Genomic DNA, 19,727 nt, shown 5'->3' with positions numbered 1-19,727 from the left:
CCCAACTGTCTACCTGTAAAAATAACGAACACTTACAACAGAGTAAGCAAAGACTTACGCCAGCTGACTGCAAAACCGAGCCTCCCGCCGATTCAAATCCCAGCCAACAAAAAACCCCGAACCAGTCGGGGCTTTTCGCTGCCTGCCTGCATTGCGCTTATTGAAACAGCGACTCGCTCGACAAGCCGTTCTTCTCCAGGATCTCCCGAAGACGCTTGAGACCTTCAACCTGTATCTGCCTGACCCGCTCACGGGTGAGGCCAATTTCCAGGCCCACATCTTCCAGCGTGCTGCTCTCGTGACCGCGCAGGCCGAAGCGGCGAATCACCACCTCGCGTTGCTTGTCGGTCAGCTCGGACAGCCACTGATCAATGCTCTGGGAAAGGTCGTCGTCCTGCAGCAGTTCACAGGGATCGGTCGGACGGTCATCGGTAAGCGTGTCCAGCAAGGTTTTATCCGAATCCGGACCCAGCGAGACGTCGACCGAAGAAACCCGCTCGTTCAAGCCCAGCATGCGCTTGACCTCGCCCACCGGTTTTTCCAGCAGGTTGGCGATTTCTTCGGGTGAAGGTTCATGATCAAGTTTTTGCGTCAGTTCCCGGGCTGCCCGCAAGTAAACATTCAGCTCCTTGACCACATGAATCGGCAACCGGATGGTCCGGGTCTGGTTCATTATCGCGCGTTCGATGGTCTGACGAATCCACCAGGTGGCGTAGGTCGAAAAGCGGAAGCCGCGTTCAGGGTCGAACTTCTCTACCGCCCGAATGAGTCCGAGGTTGCCCTCTTCGATCAGGTCCAGCAGTGACAAGCCACGATTGACGTAGCGTCGGGCGATTTTCACCACCAGCCGCAAGTTGCTCTCAATCATGCGCTTGCGCCCAGCCGGATCCCCACTTTGCGACAATCGCGCAAAATGAACTTCTTCTTCGGGGGATAACAGAGGGGAAAAGCCGATTTCATTGAGGTACAGCTGCGTGGCATCGAGTGCACGCGTGTAGTCAATGTACTTGTGTTGCTTCAACGACGTGGAGTGTTTGGATTTTGTCCGAACGGAAGGTGTAGCTGCCCCTTCATCATTCGACATCGCATCCGCAACGACGTCGGTCTCCATCAGGAGAACCTCATCGTCGATGTCAAACTCCGGCACTTCTTTACTGAGAGCCATTGTTATAGTCCTTTGGTGAGTTCGACCTCAAGCTCAAGCGACGCCTTTATCCTTGGCAACGCTGGAGCCTGTTCCCTCTACGTGACGGAACAGGCTGGTAACAAATCAACGACGTGGCAGGAACTGCAGCGGATCTACAGGTTTACCTTGGCGGCGAATCTCAAAATGCAATTTCACCCGGTCTGTACCCGTTGACCCCATTTCGGCAATTGTCTGTCCGACCTTGACCTGCTGCCCCTCCCGAACCAACAGCCTGCGGTTATGTCCGTAGGCACTGACGTAGGTATCGCTGTGTTTGATGATGACTAATTCGCCGTAGCCCCTTAAGCCACTCCCGGCGTATACCACCGTCCCATCAGACGCAGCTAAAACAGGCTGTCCCAAATCTCCGGCGATATCAATTCCTTTATTCAAACTCCCGTTTGAAGAGAATTTTCCAATAAGAATGCCATTAGATGGCCATCCCCAGCCGGTCGGGGCTGGGCCTGCCGGAGGCAGTGGAGCGGCTGCCGGCTTGTTCGCGACGGACGGTACAACCACTGCAGTCGTTGGCCCAGAGCCATTTACCGGACGCTTGAAAACCGTCGTTTTACTCGACGATGAAGGCGTTGAATTCGAAGAACTGGAAACTGTTGAAGCCGTTGAACCGGTGCGCCCATCGAAGCGAATCGTCTGACCCGGATGGATGGTGTATGGCGCCGGAATGTTGTTGCGCGCAGCCAGGGCCTTGTAGTCCCAGCCGTAGCGGAAGGCGATGGAGAACAGGGTGTCCTTGGGTCGCACGACGTACTGGCCCGTCGTTACTGCCGGCCGTTGAGCCACGCCGTTGTTGCGATCGACGACGCGTACGTCGCTCGATTTGTTGCTGGAGCATCCGACCAGCAAGGTGCTCAAGACAAGGCCAGTCACCAGGCGCTGAAAGCTCGTGATACCGATTCGCTGCGCAATGACTTTGAGACTCACCCGCCGCTCCCTTTGTGGTGGCTGAAAATTTGAATTGCCAAGTATCGGCAGGAAATGACGCAAGTATAACGGGCCGTGCCGGCTTTACCTTAGTGAACTACCGCACACGTTTGCTCACTGACGATGAATCTGTTTAACCCGATGTTGCCGCTGTAAGACATGAGCAATCGAATAGAATTCAGCGCGTTTAAACAAATGCTCAGGCCAGCGGCCCGTTCAACAACGGCACGAACCGGACAGCACCCAGTACATGCCTGGAAAAACCCTGTTCTTCGCGGACGATCAGCATCAATTGCTGGACCTCCCCCGAGCCGACCGGGATCACCAGGCGTCCACCCGGCGCCAACTGGTCGAGCAACGCCTGGGGTACATCTGTCGCGACCGCCGTGACAATTATTCCGTTGTAGGGCGCCAGCGCCGGCCAGCCTTCCCAGCCGTCCCCCCAGCGAAACACCACGTTGCGCAGGTTCAATTCGACCAGGCGCTCCTTGGCCCGGTCCTGCAGGACCTTGATGCGTTCCACCGAGAACACTCGCTCGACCAGCTGCGCCAGCACCGCCGTCTGATAACCCGAACCCGTGCCAATCTCGAGGACCTTGTCCAGCGGCCCCGCTTCCAGCAGAAGCTCGCTCATGCGCGCGACCATGTAAGGCTGGGAGATGGTCTGGTTATGGCCGATCGGCAACGCCGTGTCTTCATAAGCGCGGTGTGCCAGTGCTTCATCGACAAACAGATGACGCGGTGTACGGCGAATCACCTCCAGCACCTTGGCGTTGGAGAGGCCCTCGTCATACAGACGCTGGATCAGGCGCTCGCGGGTACGCTGGGAAGTCATGCCGATGCCGCGCCGCAGAATGTCGTCGTGCTCACGAGCCATTAGCGCAGGCCCTCCAGCCAGCCATCAAGATTTCTGAAGGCGTCATTGAAGGTTCGGTCCAGTTGCAGTGGAGTGATCGACACATAGCCTTGCACCACTGCGTGGAAATCCGTACCCGGGCCACCGTCTTCGGCGTCCCCGGCAGCTGCAATCCAGTAACCGGACTTGCCACGCGGGTCGACCACTTTCAGCGGTGCCGCAGCCCGGGCGCGATGGCCGAGGCGGGTCAGCTGAATGCCGCGAATGTGATCCAGGGGCAAATTCGGAATGTTCACGTTCAGCACCGTGCGCGGGGGCAGGTCGAGGTCAGCGTGGGCTTCTACCAGTTTGCGCGCAAAGTAAGCCGCTGTGGCAAGGTTCTCCGTCTGCCGTGAGACCAGGGAGAACGCGAAGGAAGGACGCTCCAGGAAACGTCCTTCGAGAGCCGCAGCAACCGTTCCGGAATACAGCACGTCGTCCCCAAGATTGGCGCCCAGGTTGATCCCCGAAACCACCATGTCCGGCTGGCGCTCCAGCAGGCCGTTGAGGCCCAGGTGCACGCAATCGGTAGGCGTGCCGTTGAGGCTGATAAAACCATTGGCCAGGGTTTGCGGGTGCAACGGACGGTCGAGCGTCAGCGAGCTGCTGGCGCCGCTTTTGTCCTGGTCGGGGGCGATAACCACGCACTCGGTGTAATCGGCCAGCGCAGCATAAAGCGCGGCGAGTCCGGGCGCAGTTACCCCATCGTCGTTAGAAATCAGAATACGCATGGGCTGTCCGTCTGCCCCACCGGCACCAGATCGACAAGTTCGCGCACCAATACAGTGGCGAAGCATCCAGCCGGCAGGACGAATTCCAGTTGCAGAATGTCAGGCTCGGGATAATGCCACGTCAACCCACCAATGGGCAGTCGCAGGATGCGACGTTCGTGGCTCATTCCGGCGTTAACCAGCCAATCGCGCAAGTCTGCTTCGCGAGTGGCGATTGCCTGCTCCAGTTCATGGACAACCCCAGCGGCCGGTGAGTCACCTTCACCCCACTGCGGACCTGTGGGATGCAGGTCAAGAATCGCCAGGCGCGGGTCGCTGCATTCAGCTTCGCCAGCCGGAAAGAAGCTGCGGCTGTCAGTGAAAGCCAGCAGGTCGCCGACCTGGGCACGCTGCCAGGTGCCGTCGGCCACTCGCGCCGCCAATACCTGGTTGAACAGGAAACTGCGGGCGGTTGAGAGCAGGCGCGAGCGCACGTTGCGCTGCTCCGGCAAAGCCTTGCGCGCAGCCCAGGCACGGGCATCGACCACGTTGCCGCCGTCGAAGCCGAAACGCTGGGTACCAAAATAATTGGGGACACCTTGTTTGCCGATCAACTGCAGCCGCTGTTCGATCGCCGCCTTGTCGCCAGCGAACTGGGTCAGGCGCAAGGTGAAGCCATTGGCCGAATGAGCACCGCGTTGCAGCTTGCGTTTGTGGCGACCGGTCTTGAGGATTTTCAACGTGTCGTTTTCGGCTGCCGACAAGTCGGGATCGGCCTTGCCCGGCAATTGCACGCTGAACCATTGGCGAGTCAGCGCCTGACGGTCCTTGAGCCCCGCGTAACTGACGGTGCGTAACGAAACGCCCGCAGCCTTGGCGATTCGCCGTGCCGCTTCCTCGGTGTTCAGGCCGCGCTTCTCGACCCAGATCCATAAATGTTCACCCTCGCCACTGAGGGGGATGTCGAGCACTTCATCGACCTGAAAATCTTCGGCAGTGGCTTTGAGTACCGCAGTGCCAAGCGCCTCACCATAGGCCCGCGGGCCAAGCAGTTGCAGTTCGTTCATGCGCGCAACAACAAGGCAACGGAATGCACGGCGATACCCTCTTCGCGTCCGACAAAGCCCAGCTTTTCGGTAGTGGTGGCTTTTACGTTCACCTGGTCCGGCTCAACTTGAAGATCGGCGGCGATAAGCGCGCGCATCGATTCGATATGCGGGGCCATTTTCGGTGCCTGGGCAACGATGGTGTTGTCGACGTTGCCGACTTTCCACCCCTTGGCGTGGATCAGGCCGACGACGTGACGCAACAGCACACGGCTGTCCGCGCCCTTGAATGTAGGGTCAGTGTCGGGAAAGTGCTTGCCGATATCGCCCAGCGCAGCAGCGCCAAGCAAGGCATCGCTCAAGGCGTGCAGCAGGACGTCACCGTCGGAGTGAGCGAGCAGCCCGAAGCCGTGTGCAATACGCACGCCGCCCAGAGTAATGAAATCGCCTTCAGCGAAACGGTGCACATCATAGCCGTGGCCAATACGCATAAAAAAAACGCCCCGAATTTTGTCAGGGCGTGATTCTACCTGCTTTGCAGGATATTAGGCGTTTAGAGCACGCCCGTGATGCTGCAAGTGGTCGTCAATGAAACTGGCGATGAAGAAATAGCTGTGGTCGTAGCCCGGTTGCAAACGCAACGTCAGCGGATGACCAGCCAGTTTGGCCGCCTGCTGCAGGGCTTCAGGCTTGAGTTGGGTGGCGAGGAAGTCGTCGCGATTACCTTGGTCAACCAGCAGTGGCAGCTTTTCGTCAGCCTCGGCAATCAGTGCACAGGCATCCCACTCGCGCCACTTTGACCGATCCTCTCCCAGGTAACGGGAGAAGGCTTTTTGGCCCCATGCACAATCCATCGGATTGTTGATCGGTGAAAACGCCGACACCGATTGATAGCGGCCCGGGTTGCGCAACGCGCAAACCAGCGCACCGTGGCCGCCCATGGAGTGACCGCTGATGCCGCGTTTGTCCGACGCCGGGAAATGCGCCTCGACCAACGCCGGCAGTTCCTTCACCACATAGTCATGCATCCGGTAATGCCGTGACCAGGGTGCCTGGGTAGCATTCAGATAAAAACCCGCACCCAGGCCAAAATCCCAGGCGCCGTCCGGATCGGCCGGCACATCGGGACCGCGAGGGCTGGTGTCCGGGGCGACGATGATCAACCCCAGTTCCGCGGCCATGCGCATGGCACCGGCCTTTTGCATGAAGTTCTCATCGGTGCAGGTCAGGCCGGACAGCCAGTACAGCACGGGCAGCTTGCCGCCCTGCTCCGCTTGCGGCGGCAGGTACACGGCGAACACCATGTCGCATCCGAGCTCATCGGAACGATGCCGGTAGCGTTTGTGCCAGCCGCCGAAGCTTTTCTGGCAGGAGATATTTTCCAGGCTCATGAGCCACCTCAGAAATGGATGACGCTACGGATGCTCTTGCCTTCGTGCATCAGGTCGAAAGCCTTGTTGATATCTTCCAGGCCCATGGTGTGGGTGATGAAAGTATCCAGCGGGATTTCACCGGTTTCAGCCATTTCGACGTAGCTTGGCAACTCGGTACGACCACGCACCCCACCGAACGCCGACCCGCGCCAGACTCGACCGGTCACCAGCTGGAATGGACGGGTGGCGATTTCCTGGCCTGCACCGGCGACGCCGATGATCACCGACTCGCCCCAGCCCTTGTGGCAGCACTCAAGCGCGGCGCGCATCAGTTGCACGTTGCCGATGCATTCGAAGGAAAAGTCGACGCCTCCATCGGTCATGTCGACGATGACTTCCTGGATCGGACGGTCAAAGTCTTTCGGATTGACGCAGTCGGTGGCGCCCAGCTGCTTGGCGATTTCAAACTTGGCCGGGTTGATATCGATGGCAATGATCCGGCCGGCCTTGGCTTTGACCGCACCGATGATCGCAGACAGACCGATCCCGCCGAGGCCGAAGATAGCCACGGTATCACCTGGTTTTACCTTGGCGGTGTTGAGCACGGCACCAATGCCGGTGGTGACCCCGCAACCCAGCAGGCAGACTTTCTCCAGAGGTGCTTCCTTGGCGATCTTGGCGACGGAGATTTCCGGCAGCACGGTGTACTCGGAAAAAGTCGAAGTCCCCATGTAGTGGAAAATTTCCTGCCCCTTGTAGGAAAAGCGCGTGGTGCCGTCAGGCATCAGGCCTTTGCCCTGGGTGGCGCGAATGGCCTGGCACAGGTTGGTCTTGCCCGACAGGCAGAACTTGCACTGGCGGCATTCCGGGGTATACAGCGGAATCACATGATCGCCGACAGCGACCGACGTCACGCCTTCGCCGATGGCTTCAACTACTGCGCCACCTTCGTGTCCCAGGATCGATGGAAAGATGCCTTCCGGGTCTGCACCGGACAGCGTGTAGGCATCGGTATGACAAACCCCGGAGGCCACTACGCGCAGCAGGACTTCACCGGCCTTGGGCATGGCGACGTCGACTTCAACGATCTCAAGAGGTTTCCTGGCCTCGAAGGCAACGGCGGCGCGTGACTTGATCATGGGGATAGATACTCCAGTGAATAAACGAGACAAGGAGTGTAATACATCGACTTACGGTGAATAATCAGGACAAAAGCAAAACATTATTGCTGCACAGGGATAATCACACATGTCCGAAAATCGCTGGGAAGGCATTGACGAGTTTGTGGCCGTAGCGGAATGCAGTCAGTTCACAGCGGCCGCGGAACGCCTTGGCGTTTCTTCGTCGCACGTCAGCCGACAAATCGTTCGCCTCGAAGAGCGTCTGCAGACCCGCCTGCTATACCGCAGCACCCGGCGGGTAACGTTGACTGAAGCCGGGCAGACATTCCTGCAACATTGCCAGCGCCTGCAGGATGGGCGCGAAGAAGCACTGCGTGCAGTCGGCGACCTGACCAGCGAACCCAAGGGCATGCTGCGCATGACGTGCGCGGTGGCCTACGGCGAACGGTTTATCGTGCCACTGGTGACACGATTCATGGCGCTCTACCCGCAACTGCGCATTGATATCGAACTGAGCAACCGCCAACTCGATTTGGTGCATGAAGGCCTCGACCTGGCCATTCGTCTTGGCCGTCTACAGGATTCGCGGCTGGTCGCGGCACGCCTGGCGCCACGGCGCATGTACCTGTGCGCCTCCCCGTCCTACGTGGAACGCTACGGTCGCCCACACAGCCTGTCTGAATTAAGCCGGCATAATTGCCTGATCGGCAGTTCCGACCTGTGGCAACTGGAGCAGAACGGACGGGAGTTTGCTCAGCGGGTGCAGGGCAACTGGCGCTGCAACAGTGGGCAAGCGGTGCTGGACGCGGCGTTACAGGGGGTCGGGTTGTGTCAGCTGCCGGATTATTACGTGCTGGAGCATTTGAAAAACGGCGAGCTGATTTCCCTGCTGGATGCGCATCAGCCGCCGAACACGGCGGTGTGGGCGCTGTACCCGCAGCAGCGGCATCTGTCGCCGAAGGTGCGCAAGCTGGTGGACTATCTGAAGGAGGGCTTGGCCAAGCGGCCGGAGTATCGGGTTTGAGGGCTTGAAGATCAAAAGCGCCGGTGAGCCCAACGCTGACGCAACCATTCCAAATCTTCGGGGCGCGTAACCTTTAGGTTGTCGGAGCGACCTTCAATCAGACGCGGCGCTAACCCCGCCCACTCCATCGCCGACGCTTCGTCAGTGATAACCGCATCGGCCACCAGGCTGTCAGCCAGCGCACGATGCAGTGCACCCAGGCGAAACATCTGCGGCGTATACGCCTGCCAGATCACACTGCGATCTACGGTTTCAACCACACGCCCCTGCTTGTCGACCCGTTTCAACGTATCGCGCGCCGGGACCGCCAGCAGACCACCTACCGGATCATCCGCCAGTTCGCCTAGCAGCTTGTCGAGGTCGTCGCGGCTCAGGTTGGGCCGCGCAGCATCGTGGACCAGCACCCAATCTTCCTCGTTCGCACCCAGCGCATGCAAATGCAACAAGGCATTCAACACTGAGCCAGAACGTTCGGCACCGCCCTCGACTCGCTGAATGCGCGCATCGCTCGCGCATTCAAGGTTGGGCCAAAAGGGATCATCAACAGCAAGACTGACCACCAACCCCTTAAGGCCAGGATGGTCAAGGAAACAGCCAAGGCTGTGTTCAAGAATAGTGCGCCCGCCCAGTTGCAAGTATTGCTTGGGACGGTCCGCGGCCATACGGGCACCGACGCCCGCGGCAGGAATCACGGCCCAGAAGGCCGGTACCGAGGAATTCATTGAGCCAACTGGTAAAGGGTTTCACCGTCCTTGACCATGCCCAACTCATGGCGAGCCCGCTCTTCAACGGTCTCCATGCCTTTTTTCAACTCACTGACTTCTGCGTCCATGACCCGATTGCGTTCCAGCAAGCCTTCGTTCTCAGCGTGCTGATCGGCGATCTGCTGAGTCAGCTCGGCCACTTGCGCCAGGCTGCCATTACCCACCCAAAGGCGGTACTGCAGGCCAGCCAGCAACAGGAGCAAGACGAGAAACAACCAATTGGGACTGCGCATCGAATATCGGGTTTCCAGTGAAAAAGGCAGCCATGCCAAAACTTGAAGCATCTGATAGCACGAAGCCTGGAAGACCCAGGCTTGTGCTGATAAGGCATCAGATTAGTGGCAAATCCATCGCCGTTGCGATTTTTTCACCACAATCCGCTGACTTTACATCAGTAGATGATCAACCGCGGAATTCGCTGCGACCGTTGTACTTGGCCTTGCCGTTCAACTGCTCTTCGATACGCAGCAGTTGGTTGTACTTGGATACCCGATCCGAACGGCACAGGGAGCCGGTCTTGATCTGGCCCGCTGCAGTGCCCACGGCCAGGTCGGCAATGGTCGAATCTTCGGTTTCGCCGGAGCGGTGCGAGATCACGGCAGTGTAACCAGCGGCCTTGGCCATCTGGATGGCTTCCAGGGTTTCGGTCAGGGTGCCGATCTGGTTGAACTTGATCAGGATAGAGTTGGCAATCTTCTTATCGATGCCTTCTTTCAGGATCTTGGTGTTGGTCACGAACAGGTCGTCACCTACCAGCTGGGTCTTCTCGCCGATTTTGTCGGTGAGGATTTTCCAGCCAGCCCAGTCGGACTCGTCCAGGCCGTCTTCGATCGAGATGATCGGGTAACGCTCGGTCAGGCCCTTGAGGTAGTCGGCAAAACCTTCGGCGGTGAACACCTGGCCTTCGCCGGACAGGTTGTACTTGCCATCTTCGTAGAACTCGCTGGCGGCGCAGTCCAGAGCCAGGGTCACGTCGGTGCCCAACGTGTAACCGGCGTTGGCCACGGCCTCGGAGATCACTTTCAAAGCGTCTTCGTTGGAAGCCAGGTTCGGTGCGAAACCACCTTCGTCACCCACTGCAGTGCTCAGGCCACGGGCCTTCAGGACAGCTTTGAGGTGATGGAAGATCTCGGTGCCCATGCGCAGGCCTTCCGAGAAAGACTTGGCGCCGACCGGCTGAACCATGAATTCCTGGATGTCGACGTTGTTATCCGCGTGCTCGCCGCCGTTGATGATGTTCATCATCGGAACCGGCATGGAGTAAACACCCGGGGTACCGTTCAGGTTGGCGATGTGAGCGTACAGCGGCAGGTCCTGGTCCTGTGCGGCGGCCTTGGCGGCTGCCAGGGAAACAGCGAGGATCGCGTTGGCGCCCAGGGAGCCTTTGTTTTCAGTGCCATCAAGCTTGATCATCGCGTGATCCAGCGCTTTCTGGTCGCTTGGGTCTGTACCTTTCAACAGGTCGCGGATCGGACCGTTGATGTTGGCGACGGCTTTCAGAACGCCTTTGCCCAGGTAACGGCTCTTGTCGCCATCACGCAGCTCGAGCGCTTCGCGCGAGCCAGTGGAAGCACCGGACGGCGCGCACGCGCTACCGATGATGCCGTTATCGAGAAGCACATCCGCTTCCACGGTGGGATTGCCACGGGAGTCGAGAACTTCACGACCTTTGATGTCGACGATTTTTGCCATTGTTGTAAACACTCCAAAGTTGACGAAAACGACGCAGCTAGAGGAAATCTTTTACCGTCGGCAAGTGGTGTACAGCGGGCAGACTTGCGGACGATAAGGCTCAGGCCCGAGGGCCTGAGCAACAAATCGTGCGGTACTTTACCGGAGAAATGAGGATTACGCGGTTTCTACCGTCGGAAAACTCTTCACCAGTTCGTCCAAAGCTTTGAGCTGGGCCAGGAATGGCTCCAGTTTGTCCAGGCGCAAGGCGCAAGGGCCGTCGCACTTGGCGTTGTCCGGGTCCGGGTGAGCTTCGAGGAACAGACCCGCCAGCGACTGGCTCATGCCCGCCTTGGCCAAATCCAGAACCTGTGCACGGCGGCCGCCGGCGGAATCGGCACGACCACCGGGCATTTGCAACGCGTGGGTCACGTCGAAAAATACCGGGTATTCGAACTGCTTCATGATGCCGAAGCCGAGCATGTCGACCACGAGGTTGTTGTAGCCGAAGCTCGAACCACGCTCGCAGAGGATCAGTTGATCGTTACCTGCTTCCACGCACTTGTTCAGGATGTGTTTCATTTCCTGAGGCGCGAGAAACTGGGCTTTCTTGATGTTGATCACTGCATTGGTCTTGGCCATCGCGACGACCAGATCGGTCTGGCGCGACAGGAAGGCCGGCAGCTGAATGATGTCGCAGACTTCAGCGACGACAGCAGCCTGATCAGGCTCATGGACGTCGGTGATGATCGGCACGCCAAAGGCTTGCTTGATGTCCTGGAAGATGCGCATGCCCTCTTCCAGGCCCGGACCACGGTAAGAGGTCACAGAAGACCGGTTGGCCTTGTCGAAGCTGGCCTTGAACACGTAAGGGATACCGAGTTTCTCGGTGACCTTTACGTATTCTTCGCAGACCTGCATCGCCATGTCGCGGCTTTCCAGCACGTTCATGCCACCGAACAGCACCATTGGCTTGTCGTTGGCAATCTCGATATCGCCTACGCGGATGATCTTCTGCGCCATCAGGTTTACGCCTTCTTCTGGTGTTGAGCCAAAGCAGCTTTGACAAAACCGCTGAACAACGGGTGACCGTCGCGCGGCGTCGAGGTGAACTCAGGGTGGAACTGGCAGGCGACGAACCATGGATGATCCGGAGCTTCGACCACTTCGACCAACGCGCCATCACCGGAGCGACCGGAGATTTTCAGACCGGCTTCCATGATTTGCGGCAGCAGGTTGTTGTTCACTTCGTAGCGATGACGGTGACGCTCTACGATCACGTCCTTGGCATAGCAATCATGCACCAGGGAACCCGGCTCAAGCAGGCAATCCTGCGCACCAAGACGCATGGTGCCGCCCAGGTCGGAGGTTTCGGTACGGGTTTCGACGGCGCCGGTGGCATCTTCCCACTCGGTGATCAGACCCACGACCGGGTGGCCGCTGGCACGATCGAACTCGGTGGAGTTGGCATCTTTCCAGCCCAGCACGTTACGAGCGAACTCGATCACGGCCACTTGCATGCCCAGGCAGATACCCAGGTACGGAACCTTGTTTTCGCGAGCGAATTGAACGGCAGTAATCTTGCCTTCCACGCCACGCAGGCCGAAGCCGCCAGGTACGAGGATCGCATCGACGCCTTCCAGCAGCGCAGTCCCCTGGTTCTCGATGTCTTCGGAATCGATGTAGCGCAGGTTGACCTTGGTGCGGTTGCTGATGCCGGCGTGACTCATCGCTTCGATCAGCGACTTGTAGGCGTCCAGCAGTTCCATGTACTTGCCGACCATGGCGATGGTGACTTCATGCTCAGGGTTGAGCTTGGCGTCGACCACGGCTTCCCACTCGGACAGGTCGGCACCGCCACATTGCAGGCCGAAACGCTCGACGACAAAATCATCCAGGCCTTGCGAATGCAGGATGCCCGGAATCTTGTAGATGGTGTCGGCGTCTTCCAGCGCGATCACCGCACGTTCTTCAACGTTGGTGAACTGGGCGATCTTGCGACGCGACGAGATGTCGATCGGGTGATCGGAGCGGCATACCAGCACGTCTGGCTGCAGGCCGATGGAGCGCAGCTCCTTGACCGAATGCTGGGTTGGCTTGGTCTTGGTCTCGCCAGCAGTGGCGATGTACGGCACCAGCGTCAGGTGCATCAGCATCGCGCGCTTGGCGCCGACTTCGAAACGCAATTGACGGATGGCTTCGAGGAACGGTTGCGACTCGATGTCACCCACGGTGCCACCGATCTCGACCATGGCCACGTCGGCATCGCCGGCGCCCTTGATGATGCGGCGCTTGATTTCGTCGGTGATGTGCGGGATCACCTGGATGGTTGCACCCAGGTAGTCACCACGACGCTCTTTGCGCAGCACGTGCTCGTAGACACGGCCGGTGGTGAAGTTGTTGTTCTGGGTCATGGTCGTGCGGATGAACCGCTCGTAGTGGCCCAGGTCCAGGTCGGTCTCGGCGCCGTCGTGGGTGACGAACACTTCACCGTGCTGGAACGGGCTCATGGTGCCCGGGTCGACGTTGATGTACGGGTCCAGCTTCAGCATGGTGACCTTAAGTCCCCGCGCCTCCAGGATCGCCGCCAATGAAGCCGATGCAATGCCTTTCCCCAATGAAGAAACAACACCGCCCGTGACGAATATGTAGCGCGTCATGAAAAACCCTAGAAGTCTGCGTTAAAGCGGTCCGAGCCGCCGGGGAAAGCGAAGGAAGGCCGAAGCCCCCGATCACCTGCATTAATCACAGTGCACCTTTCAAAAAAACCGCCGCGTTGGGACAGACCGGTAGATGAAACACCGGTAGGTTGCTCGCTACACATTTTTTGGAATCGCCCAGCAAAGACTGCTTGGTAATCGGCAACTCCTGCGATTCAGGCGAATCCACAGAAGTTGTATCAAGAAGGGAGCGTAGTCTACCGGAAAGCCCCTTTCAGCTCAAACCTTGATCTTCGCTTAGTGGAGCCCAATGCAAATGCCAGCCGTCCCGCGCGCAGCCACTCAAGTCCCGCAAGTTGGCCACCCCAAGCAATTGCTCGCCTCGGTAGAGCAGCGGCAATCTGCCACGCACAAACCCCGGGACATGCCTTTCGTTGAGCAGGCGCTTGAGATCGCGATGACCTCGGTCGGCCACAGCCATGACCTCACCCCCCTGACGATAGCGGATTTGCAACGGACCATCGGGAATCCGACCGTTGAAATTAAGCACGCCGTTATCCGGCAGCACCAGTGGCTGGGAGGGATCATTCCAGGCCACGGCGTCGGTTGCCGGACGTAGCCAGCTGCCGGCCAACCACCAGATCCGCCCGCCCGTGCGATGTAATTCGCCCTGGGCCAGGCGCCAGATCGGCCGGGCATCGGGGGCGGCATCGCGCAGGTTCTCCCAACCCGACCAATGGTCGCTGTCGGGCAGCTGGGTGAGTGCCGCAAGCCAGCCACTCAGCGCATTGCGCTGGCGCGCGGCGGAAAGTCCCGCAAGCGCTGCCAACTCCAGCGAGGGCACGCCCAACCAGTCGAAAACACTGACCGTGCGGGCGCTGGCCAGATCCATGTGCGCCAGCTCATCAAGCAAGTCCTGCGCTTCCCGCAGGTGTGCCGCGCTGCGGGCCATGGTGGTCACTGCTTGCGGCCAGCGCTCGATCATGACCGGCAAAACCTGATGACGCAGGTAGTTGCGCGAGAACTGCCGGTCCTGGTTCGAAGGGTCATCGATCCAGCGCAACTGATGCTCCGCCGCGTAGAACTCAAGCTCGCTGCGAGTGACATCGAGCAACGGACGCAACAGATGGCCGCGCCCCAGGGTTCGCTGTGAAGGCATTCCCGCCAGGCCGCGCACCCCGGCCCCGCGGATCAACCGAAACAACAGGGTTTCGGCCTGATCGTCGCGGTGCTGGGCAGTCAGCAGTAACTCGTCGGCCCCAGTCGCCGCCACGAACGCCCCATAGCGAGCTTCCCGGGCGGCGCGCTCAAGGCTGGCGCCGGGTTCCACCTGCACCCGAACGACCTGTAGGGGCACACCCAGCTCGTTGCAGACTGACCGGCAATGCTGCGGCCACGCGTCAGCCGCAGCCTGGAGGCCGTGATGGACATGGATGGCGCTCAGCGCCGGCAGGGAGTGATTTTTTGCAAGATGGGCGAGCAGGTGCAGCAGGACGGTGGAGTCGAGGCCGCCGGAGAAGGCGATGTGCCAACGAGCGGCATTGCGCCAGGGCGTAAGGTGCAGGAGCAACCTTGCAGGCAGATCAGTCATGGGCTGACTCATATCGTTCAAATCCTGTAGGAGCTGCCGAAGGCTGCGATCTTTTGATGTTGCTTTCAAAAGATCGCAGCCTTCGGCAGCTCCTACAGGGGTATTGCGTGATTTAGAGACCGTAGCTCATCAGACGCTCGTAACGACGAGCCAGCAGCGCTTCGCTATCGAACTTCTTCAACATCGCCAGTTGCGAGCTCAGCTCTGCACGGATGGACGCGGCCGCTGTGGCCGGGTCGCGGTGAGCGCCGCCCAGAGGCTCGCCGATTACCTTGTCGACGATACCCAAGCCTTTGAGGCGCTCGGCGGTGATGCCCATGGCTTCAGCAGCATCCGGTGCCTTTTCGGCAGTTTTCCACAGGATCGACGCGCAGCCTTCCGGCGAAATCACTGCATAAGTCGAATACTGCAGCATGTTCAACTGATCGCAAACACCGATCGCCAGTGCACCACCGGAACCACCTTCACCGATCACGGTGGCGATGATTGGGGTTTTCAGGCGTGCCATGACTCGCAGGTTCCAGGCAATCGCTTCGCTCTGGTTGCGCTCTTCAGCATCGATGCCCGGGTAAGCGCCCGGCGTATCGATGAACGTCAGGATTGGCATCTTGAAGCGTTCAGCCATTTCCATCAGGCGGCACGCCTTGCGGTAGCCCTCAGGGCGCGGCATGCCGAAGTTGCGGCGAACCTTCTCGCGCACTTCACGGCCTTTCTGGTGACCGATGATCATCACCGGCTGGTCGTCCAGACGGGCAATGCCGCCCACGATGGCAGCGTCGTCGGAAAAGTGACGGTCGCCGTGCAGTTCATCGAACTCGGTGAAGATGTGCTCGATGTAATCGAGGGTGTATGGACGTTTCGGGTGACGCGCCAGACGTGCAATCTGCCAGCTGGTCAGCTTGCCGAAGATGTCCTCGGTCAAGGTGCTGCTCTTGTCCTGAAGGCGGGAGATCTCATCGCCGATATTCAGCGAATTGTCATTACCGACCAAGCGCAACTCTTCGATCTTGGCTTGAAGGTCGGCGATCGGCTGTTCGAAATCTAGAAAATTCGGGTTCATAGGCGTCCGTCTTGGGTCGACGTCCAAGTGAGCTTGGGCCGGCCGGTTGTCTATTCGCGCCCTACCATAAGGGACAGGCGCGTTCAGGTCGAGATTAAAAATTGGGTCGAGATCAGGGCTGCTCTCTTCTGCAAGAGCGGCACCTGGCCGTCAACGGTATTGGAGGAAGACGTTGTCTCGCCCGAACTGGTCACGCAAGGCTTGAATCAACGCATCCGCCGGGTCGATTCGCCAGGTCTCGCCAAACTGCAGCAAGGCCTTGGCATCGGGGCTCGTGTATTCCATGGTAATAGGACACGCGCCGCGATGGCGCTTGAACAATTCACCCAGCCAGCGTAGCTGATCGCCCTTCAAGTCCTTGGTCTGCAACTTCAGGCGCAGGCTTTCGGCCAGGTTGGTGCGCGCATCTTCCATGCTCATCACCCGCTTGACCCGCAGGCGCAGGCCGCCGGAAAAATCATCGTTGCTGACCTCGCCTTCGACCACCACCATCGCGTCGGTCTGCAACAACGATTGCGCGGAATGGAACGCCTCGGCAAACAATGAGGCTTCAATGCGGCCGGAGCGGTCGTCCAGGGTAATGAACCCCATCTTGTCGCCCTTTTTGTTCTTCATCACCCGCAGCGCGATGATCATGCCGGCCACGGTCTGGGTATCGCGTGCCGGCTTCAGGTCAATGATGCGCTGGCGGGCAAAACGGCGGATCTCGCCTTCGTATTCGTCGATCGGGTGGCCGGTGAGGTACAGGCCCAAGGTATCTTTCTCGCCCTTGAGGCGTTCCTTGAGGGTCAGTTCCTTGGCCTTGCGATGGTTGGCGTAAACATCCGCATCCTCTTCGACGAACAGGCCACCAAACAGGTCGGCGTGGCCACTGTCGTGGGTGCGCGCGGTCTGTTCCGCCGCCTTGATAGCCCCTTCCATAGCATTGAGCAACACGGCACGATTCTGGTCGATGCTCGCTTGATAGGCTTTGGGCTCGTCGTGGAAATACGGTCCCAGGCGATCCAGCGCACCGCTGCGGATCAAACCGTCCAGGGTACGTTTGTTGATGCGCTTGAGATCGACCCGGGCGCAGAAATCGAACAGGTCCTTGAACGGCCCATCCTGGCGTGCCTCGGTGATGGCTTCCACCGGCCCCTCACCCACGCCCTTGATCGCACCAAGGCCGTAAATAATCCGGCCTTCTTCGTTCACCGTGAACTTGAACTCCGAAGTATTCACATCCGGCGCGTCGAGACGCAGCTTCATGGTGCGAATTTCTTCGATCAAGGTCACGACCTTGTCGGTGTTGTGCATGTCCGCCGACAGTACCGCAGCCATGAACGGCGCCGGGTAATGTGTCTTCAGCCATGCGGTCTGGTACGACACAAGGCCATAGGCTGCGGAGTGAGACTTGTTGAAGCCGTAACCGGCGAACTTCTCCACCAGGTCGAAGATGTTACCCGCCAGGTCGGCATCGATATTGTTGGTCGCGCAACCTTCGATGAAACCGCCGCGCTGCTTGGCCATTTCCTCGGGTTTTTTCTTGCCCATGGCGCGCCGGAGCATGTCCGCCCCGCCCAAAGTGTAACCAGCCATGACCTGGGCAATCTGCATCACCTGTTCCTGATACAGGATGATGCCGTAAGTCGGTGCCAGTACCGGCTTGAGGCCCTCGTACTGGTAGTCCGAGTGCGGGTACGCCAGTTCCGCGCGACCGTGCTTGCGGTTGATAAAGTCGTCAACCATGCCTGACTGCAACGGCCCCGGACGGAACAGGGCCACCAGTGCGATCAAGTCTTCGAGGCAGTCGGGCTTGAGCTTCTTGATCAGCTCCTTCATGCCGCGCGACTCAAGCTGGAACACCGCTGTGGTTTCGGCTTTTTGCAGCAACTGGTAGGTCGGTTTGTCATCCAGCGGAATGAAGGCGATGTCCAGGGGCGCTTCATCGACCTTGGCACGGTCGCGGTTGATGGTTTTCAGCGCCCAGTCGATGACCGTCAGGGTCCGTAGCCCCAGGAAGTCGAACTTCACCAGGCCAGCGGCCTCGACGTCGTCCTTGTCGAACTGGGTTACCAGGCCATCGCCGGCTTCGTCGCAATAAATGGGCGAGAAGTCAGTGAGCTTGGTCGGGGCGATAACCACACCACCGGCGTGCTTGCCGACGTTACGCACCACGCCTTCAAGCTTGCGCGCCATCTCCCAGATTTCTGCGGCTTCTTCATCGACCTTGATGAAGTCGCGCAGGATTTCTTCCTGTTCGTAGGCTTTTTCCAGGGTCATGCCGACTTCGAACGGGATCATCTTCGACAGACGATCCGCCAGGCCGTAGGACTTGCCCTGCACCCGCGCCACGTCCCGGACCACAGCCTTGGCGGCCATGGAGCCGAAGGTGATGATCTGGCTTACCGCGTTACGTCCGTACTTCTCGGCCACGTACTCGATGACCCGGTCACGACCGTCCATGCAGAAGTCGACGTCGAAGTCGGGCATGGATACCCGTTCCGGGTTGAGGAAACGTTCGAACAGCAGGTCGTATTCCAGAGGATCAAGGTCGGTGATCTTCTGCACATAGGCCACCAGCGAGCCGGCACCCGAGCCCCGGCCAGGGCCTACCGGCACACCGTTGCTCTTGGCCCACTGGATGAAGTCCATCACGATCAGGAAGTAACCGGGGAAACCCATCTGGATGATGATATCCAGTTCGAAATTCAACCGGTCGACATACACCTGGCGCTTGGCTTCGTAGTCCTCGGTGGTATCCCTGGGCAGCAGGACGGTGAGGCGGTCTTCCAGGCCGTCAAAGGACACCTTGCGGAAATATTCGTCGATGGTCATGCCATCGGGAATCGGGAAGTTGGGCAGGAAGTGCTTGCCCAGCTTCACTTCGATGTTGCAACGCCGGGCGATCTCGACGGTGTTTTCCAGCGCTTCGGGGATGTCGCTGAACAGCTCGGCCATTTCCTCGGCACTTTTGAGGTACTGCTGGTCGCTGTAGTTTTTCGAGCGCCGGGGATCGTCGAGGGCCCGGCCCTCACCGATACAGACCCGGGTTTCGTGGGCGGCAAAATCTTCCTGCTTGATGAACCGCACATCGTTGGTCGCCACCAGCGGTGCACCGATTTTCTCGGCCAGGGCGACGGCACCGTGCAGTTGCTCTTCGTCGTTGGGACGGTTGGTGCGCTGGATTTCCAGATAGAAGCGGTCCGGGAACACCGCCATCCATTCCCGTGCCAGGGTTTCCGCTTCCGCCGGATTGCCACTGAGCATGGCCAGGCCGATTTCGCCTTCCTTGGCCGCCGACAACATGATCAGGCCTTCGCTGGCCTCGGCCACCCACTCGCGCTCGATGATGATCGAACCATTGCGCTGGCCGTCGATGAAGCCCCGGGAGATCAGTTCAGTCAGGTTGCGATAACCCACGGCGTTCATCGCCAGCAGGCTGATCCTGCTCAAGGCATTGTCCGGGTCCTTGTTGGACAGCCACAGGTCGGCGCCGCAGATCGGCTTGATGCCTGCGCCCATGGCTGCTTTATAGAATTTGACCAGAGAGCACATGTTGTTCTGGTCGGTGACCGCCACGGCAGGCATGTTCATGCCGACCAGGGTCTTGACCAGCGGTTTGATCCGCACCAGACCGTCGACCAGGGAGTATTCAGTGTGCAGGCGTAGATGAACGAATGAAGCCGGCATGGTGATCCTGTC

At 59.3% G+C, this 19,727-nt stretch carries 17 protein-coding genes; 1 reads left to right on the top strand and 16 read right to left on the bottom strand.

The annotated features are described in order from the left end of the window. Nucleotides 1–157 precede the first annotated feature (157 nt). The 8 genes from rpoS to UB23_RS15280 all read right to left on the bottom strand — a co-directional run bounded on the left by rpoS (nucleotide 158) and on the right by UB23_RS15280 (nucleotide 7,291). Entirely contained in the window at nucleotides 158–1,165 is a 1,008-nt protein-coding gene (gene rpoS, locus UB23_RS15315; RefSeq protein ID WP_045060152.1) for an RNA polymerase sigma factor RpoS, read from the bottom strand. 105 nt (nucleotides 1,166–1,270) lie between these two features. Further along, nucleotides 1,271–2,128, bottom strand: a complete 858-nt coding sequence (locus tag UB23_RS15310; protein WP_045060151.1) for a peptidoglycan DD-metalloendopeptidase family protein — start codon at nucleotides 2,126–2,128, stop codon at nucleotides 1,271–1,273. Between the two features lie 199 nt (nucleotides 2,129–2,327). Further along, nucleotides 2,328–2,963, bottom strand: coding sequence for a protein-L-isoaspartate(D-aspartate) O-methyltransferase (locus UB23_RS15305; protein ID WP_177328563.1), 636 nt, complete (start codon nucleotides 2,961–2,963; stop codon nucleotides 2,328–2,330). Between the two features lie 41 nt (nucleotides 2,964–3,004). Next, nucleotides 3,005–3,754 (bottom strand): 5'/3'-nucleotidase SurE, encoded by a 750-nt coding sequence (gene surE / locus UB23_RS15300; RefSeq protein ID WP_045060149.1) that lies wholly within the window; start codon nucleotides 3,752–3,754, stop codon nucleotides 3,005–3,007. Beyond that, the gene (truD, locus tag UB23_RS15295; protein WP_045060148.1) at nucleotides 3,742–4,800 is read right to left on the bottom strand and encodes a tRNA pseudouridine(13) synthase TruD; all 1,059 of its coding nucleotides are present in this window, start codon (nucleotides 4,798–4,800) and stop codon (nucleotides 3,742–3,744) included. Before truD ends, surE begins: the two co-directional genes overlap by 13 nt. Continuing rightward, a complete protein-coding gene (gene ispF, locus UB23_RS15290; RefSeq protein WP_045060147.1) occupies nucleotides 4,797–5,270 on the bottom strand; it encodes a 2-C-methyl-D-erythritol 2,4-cyclodiphosphate synthase in 474 nt (157 codons plus the stop codon). The genes truD and ispF overlap by 4 nt, the downstream gene beginning before the upstream one ends. Nucleotides 5,271–5,324: 54 nt before the next feature. After that, a complete protein-coding gene (fghA, locus tag UB23_RS15285; RefSeq protein WP_045060146.1) occupies nucleotides 5,325–6,170 on the bottom strand; it encodes an S-formylglutathione hydrolase in 846 nt (281 codons plus the stop codon). Nucleotides 6,171–6,178: 8 nt separating this feature from the next. Beyond that, nucleotides 6,179–7,291, bottom strand: coding sequence for an S-(hydroxymethyl)glutathione dehydrogenase/class III alcohol dehydrogenase (locus tag UB23_RS15280; protein ID WP_045060145.1), 1,113 nt, complete (start codon nucleotides 7,289–7,291; stop codon nucleotides 6,179–6,181). A 109-nt stretch (nucleotides 7,292–7,400) separates the two neighbouring features. Between UB23_RS15280 and UB23_RS15275 the strand changes: the two genes are divergently transcribed. Then, nucleotides 7,401–8,297, top strand: coding sequence for a LysR substrate-binding domain-containing protein (locus UB23_RS15275; RefSeq protein WP_045060144.1), 897 nt, complete (start codon nucleotides 7,401–7,403; stop codon nucleotides 8,295–8,297). Nucleotides 8,298–8,308: 11 nt separating this feature from the next. Here the strand turns inward: UB23_RS15275 and ispD are convergent, their stop codons facing one another. The 8 genes from ispD to dnaE all read right to left on the bottom strand — a co-directional run bounded on the left by ispD (nucleotide 8,309) and on the right by dnaE (nucleotide 19,715). Beyond that, nucleotides 8,309–9,019, bottom strand: coding sequence for a 2-C-methyl-D-erythritol 4-phosphate cytidylyltransferase (gene ispD, locus UB23_RS15270; protein ID WP_045060143.1), 711 nt, complete (start codon nucleotides 9,017–9,019; stop codon nucleotides 8,309–8,311). Then, nucleotides 9,016–9,294, bottom strand: coding sequence for a cell division protein FtsB (gene ftsB / locus UB23_RS15265; protein ID WP_008028992.1), 279 nt, complete (start codon nucleotides 9,292–9,294; stop codon nucleotides 9,016–9,018). The genes ispD and ftsB overlap by 4 nt, the downstream gene beginning before the upstream one ends. A gap of 169 nt (nucleotides 9,295–9,463) precedes the next feature. Continuing rightward, the gene (gene eno / locus UB23_RS15260) at nucleotides 9,464–10,753 is read right to left on the bottom strand and encodes a phosphopyruvate hydratase (protein ID WP_045060142.1); all 1,290 of its coding nucleotides are present in this window, start codon (nucleotides 10,751–10,753) and stop codon (nucleotides 9,464–9,466) included. Between the two features lie 156 nt (nucleotides 10,754–10,909). Continuing rightward, entirely contained in the window at nucleotides 10,910–11,755 is an 846-nt protein-coding gene (kdsA, locus tag UB23_RS15255; protein WP_016985082.1) for a 3-deoxy-8-phosphooctulonate synthase, read from the bottom strand. A 5-nt stretch (nucleotides 11,756–11,760) separates the two neighbouring features. Then, the gene (locus tag UB23_RS15250; RefSeq protein WP_028622541.1) at nucleotides 11,761–13,392 is read right to left on the bottom strand and encodes a CTP synthase; all 1,632 of its coding nucleotides are present in this window, start codon (nucleotides 13,390–13,392) and stop codon (nucleotides 11,761–11,763) included. A gap of 274 nt (nucleotides 13,393–13,666) precedes the next feature. Beyond that, nucleotides 13,667–14,995: a tRNA lysidine(34) synthetase TilS gene (gene tilS / locus UB23_RS15245; protein WP_045060141.1), complete on the bottom strand. Its 1,329-nt coding sequence runs from the start codon at nucleotides 14,993–14,995 to the stop codon at nucleotides 13,667–13,669. Nucleotides 14,996–15,095: 100 nt separating this feature from the next. Continuing rightward, nucleotides 15,096–16,043: an acetyl-CoA carboxylase carboxyltransferase subunit alpha gene (locus tag UB23_RS15240; RefSeq protein WP_045060140.1), complete on the bottom strand. Its 948-nt coding sequence runs from the start codon at nucleotides 16,041–16,043 to the stop codon at nucleotides 15,096–15,098. A gap of 150 nt (nucleotides 16,044–16,193) precedes the next feature. Next, the gene (dnaE, locus tag UB23_RS15235; protein WP_045060139.1) at nucleotides 16,194–19,715 is read right to left on the bottom strand and encodes a DNA polymerase III subunit alpha; all 3,522 of its coding nucleotides are present in this window, start codon (nucleotides 19,713–19,715) and stop codon (nucleotides 16,194–16,196) included. Between the last annotated feature and the right edge of the window lie 12 nt (nucleotides 19,716–19,727).

Origin of the sequence: Pseudomonas sp. ES3-33, assembly GCF_000952175.1 — a bacterium.
GTDB lineage: Bacteria > Pseudomonadota > Gammaproteobacteria > Pseudomonadales > Pseudomonadaceae > Aquipseudomonas > Aquipseudomonas gregormendelii.
The sequence above is the reverse complement of the archived record's forward strand: the minus strand, read 5'-3'. Positions and strand labels throughout refer to the sequence as shown.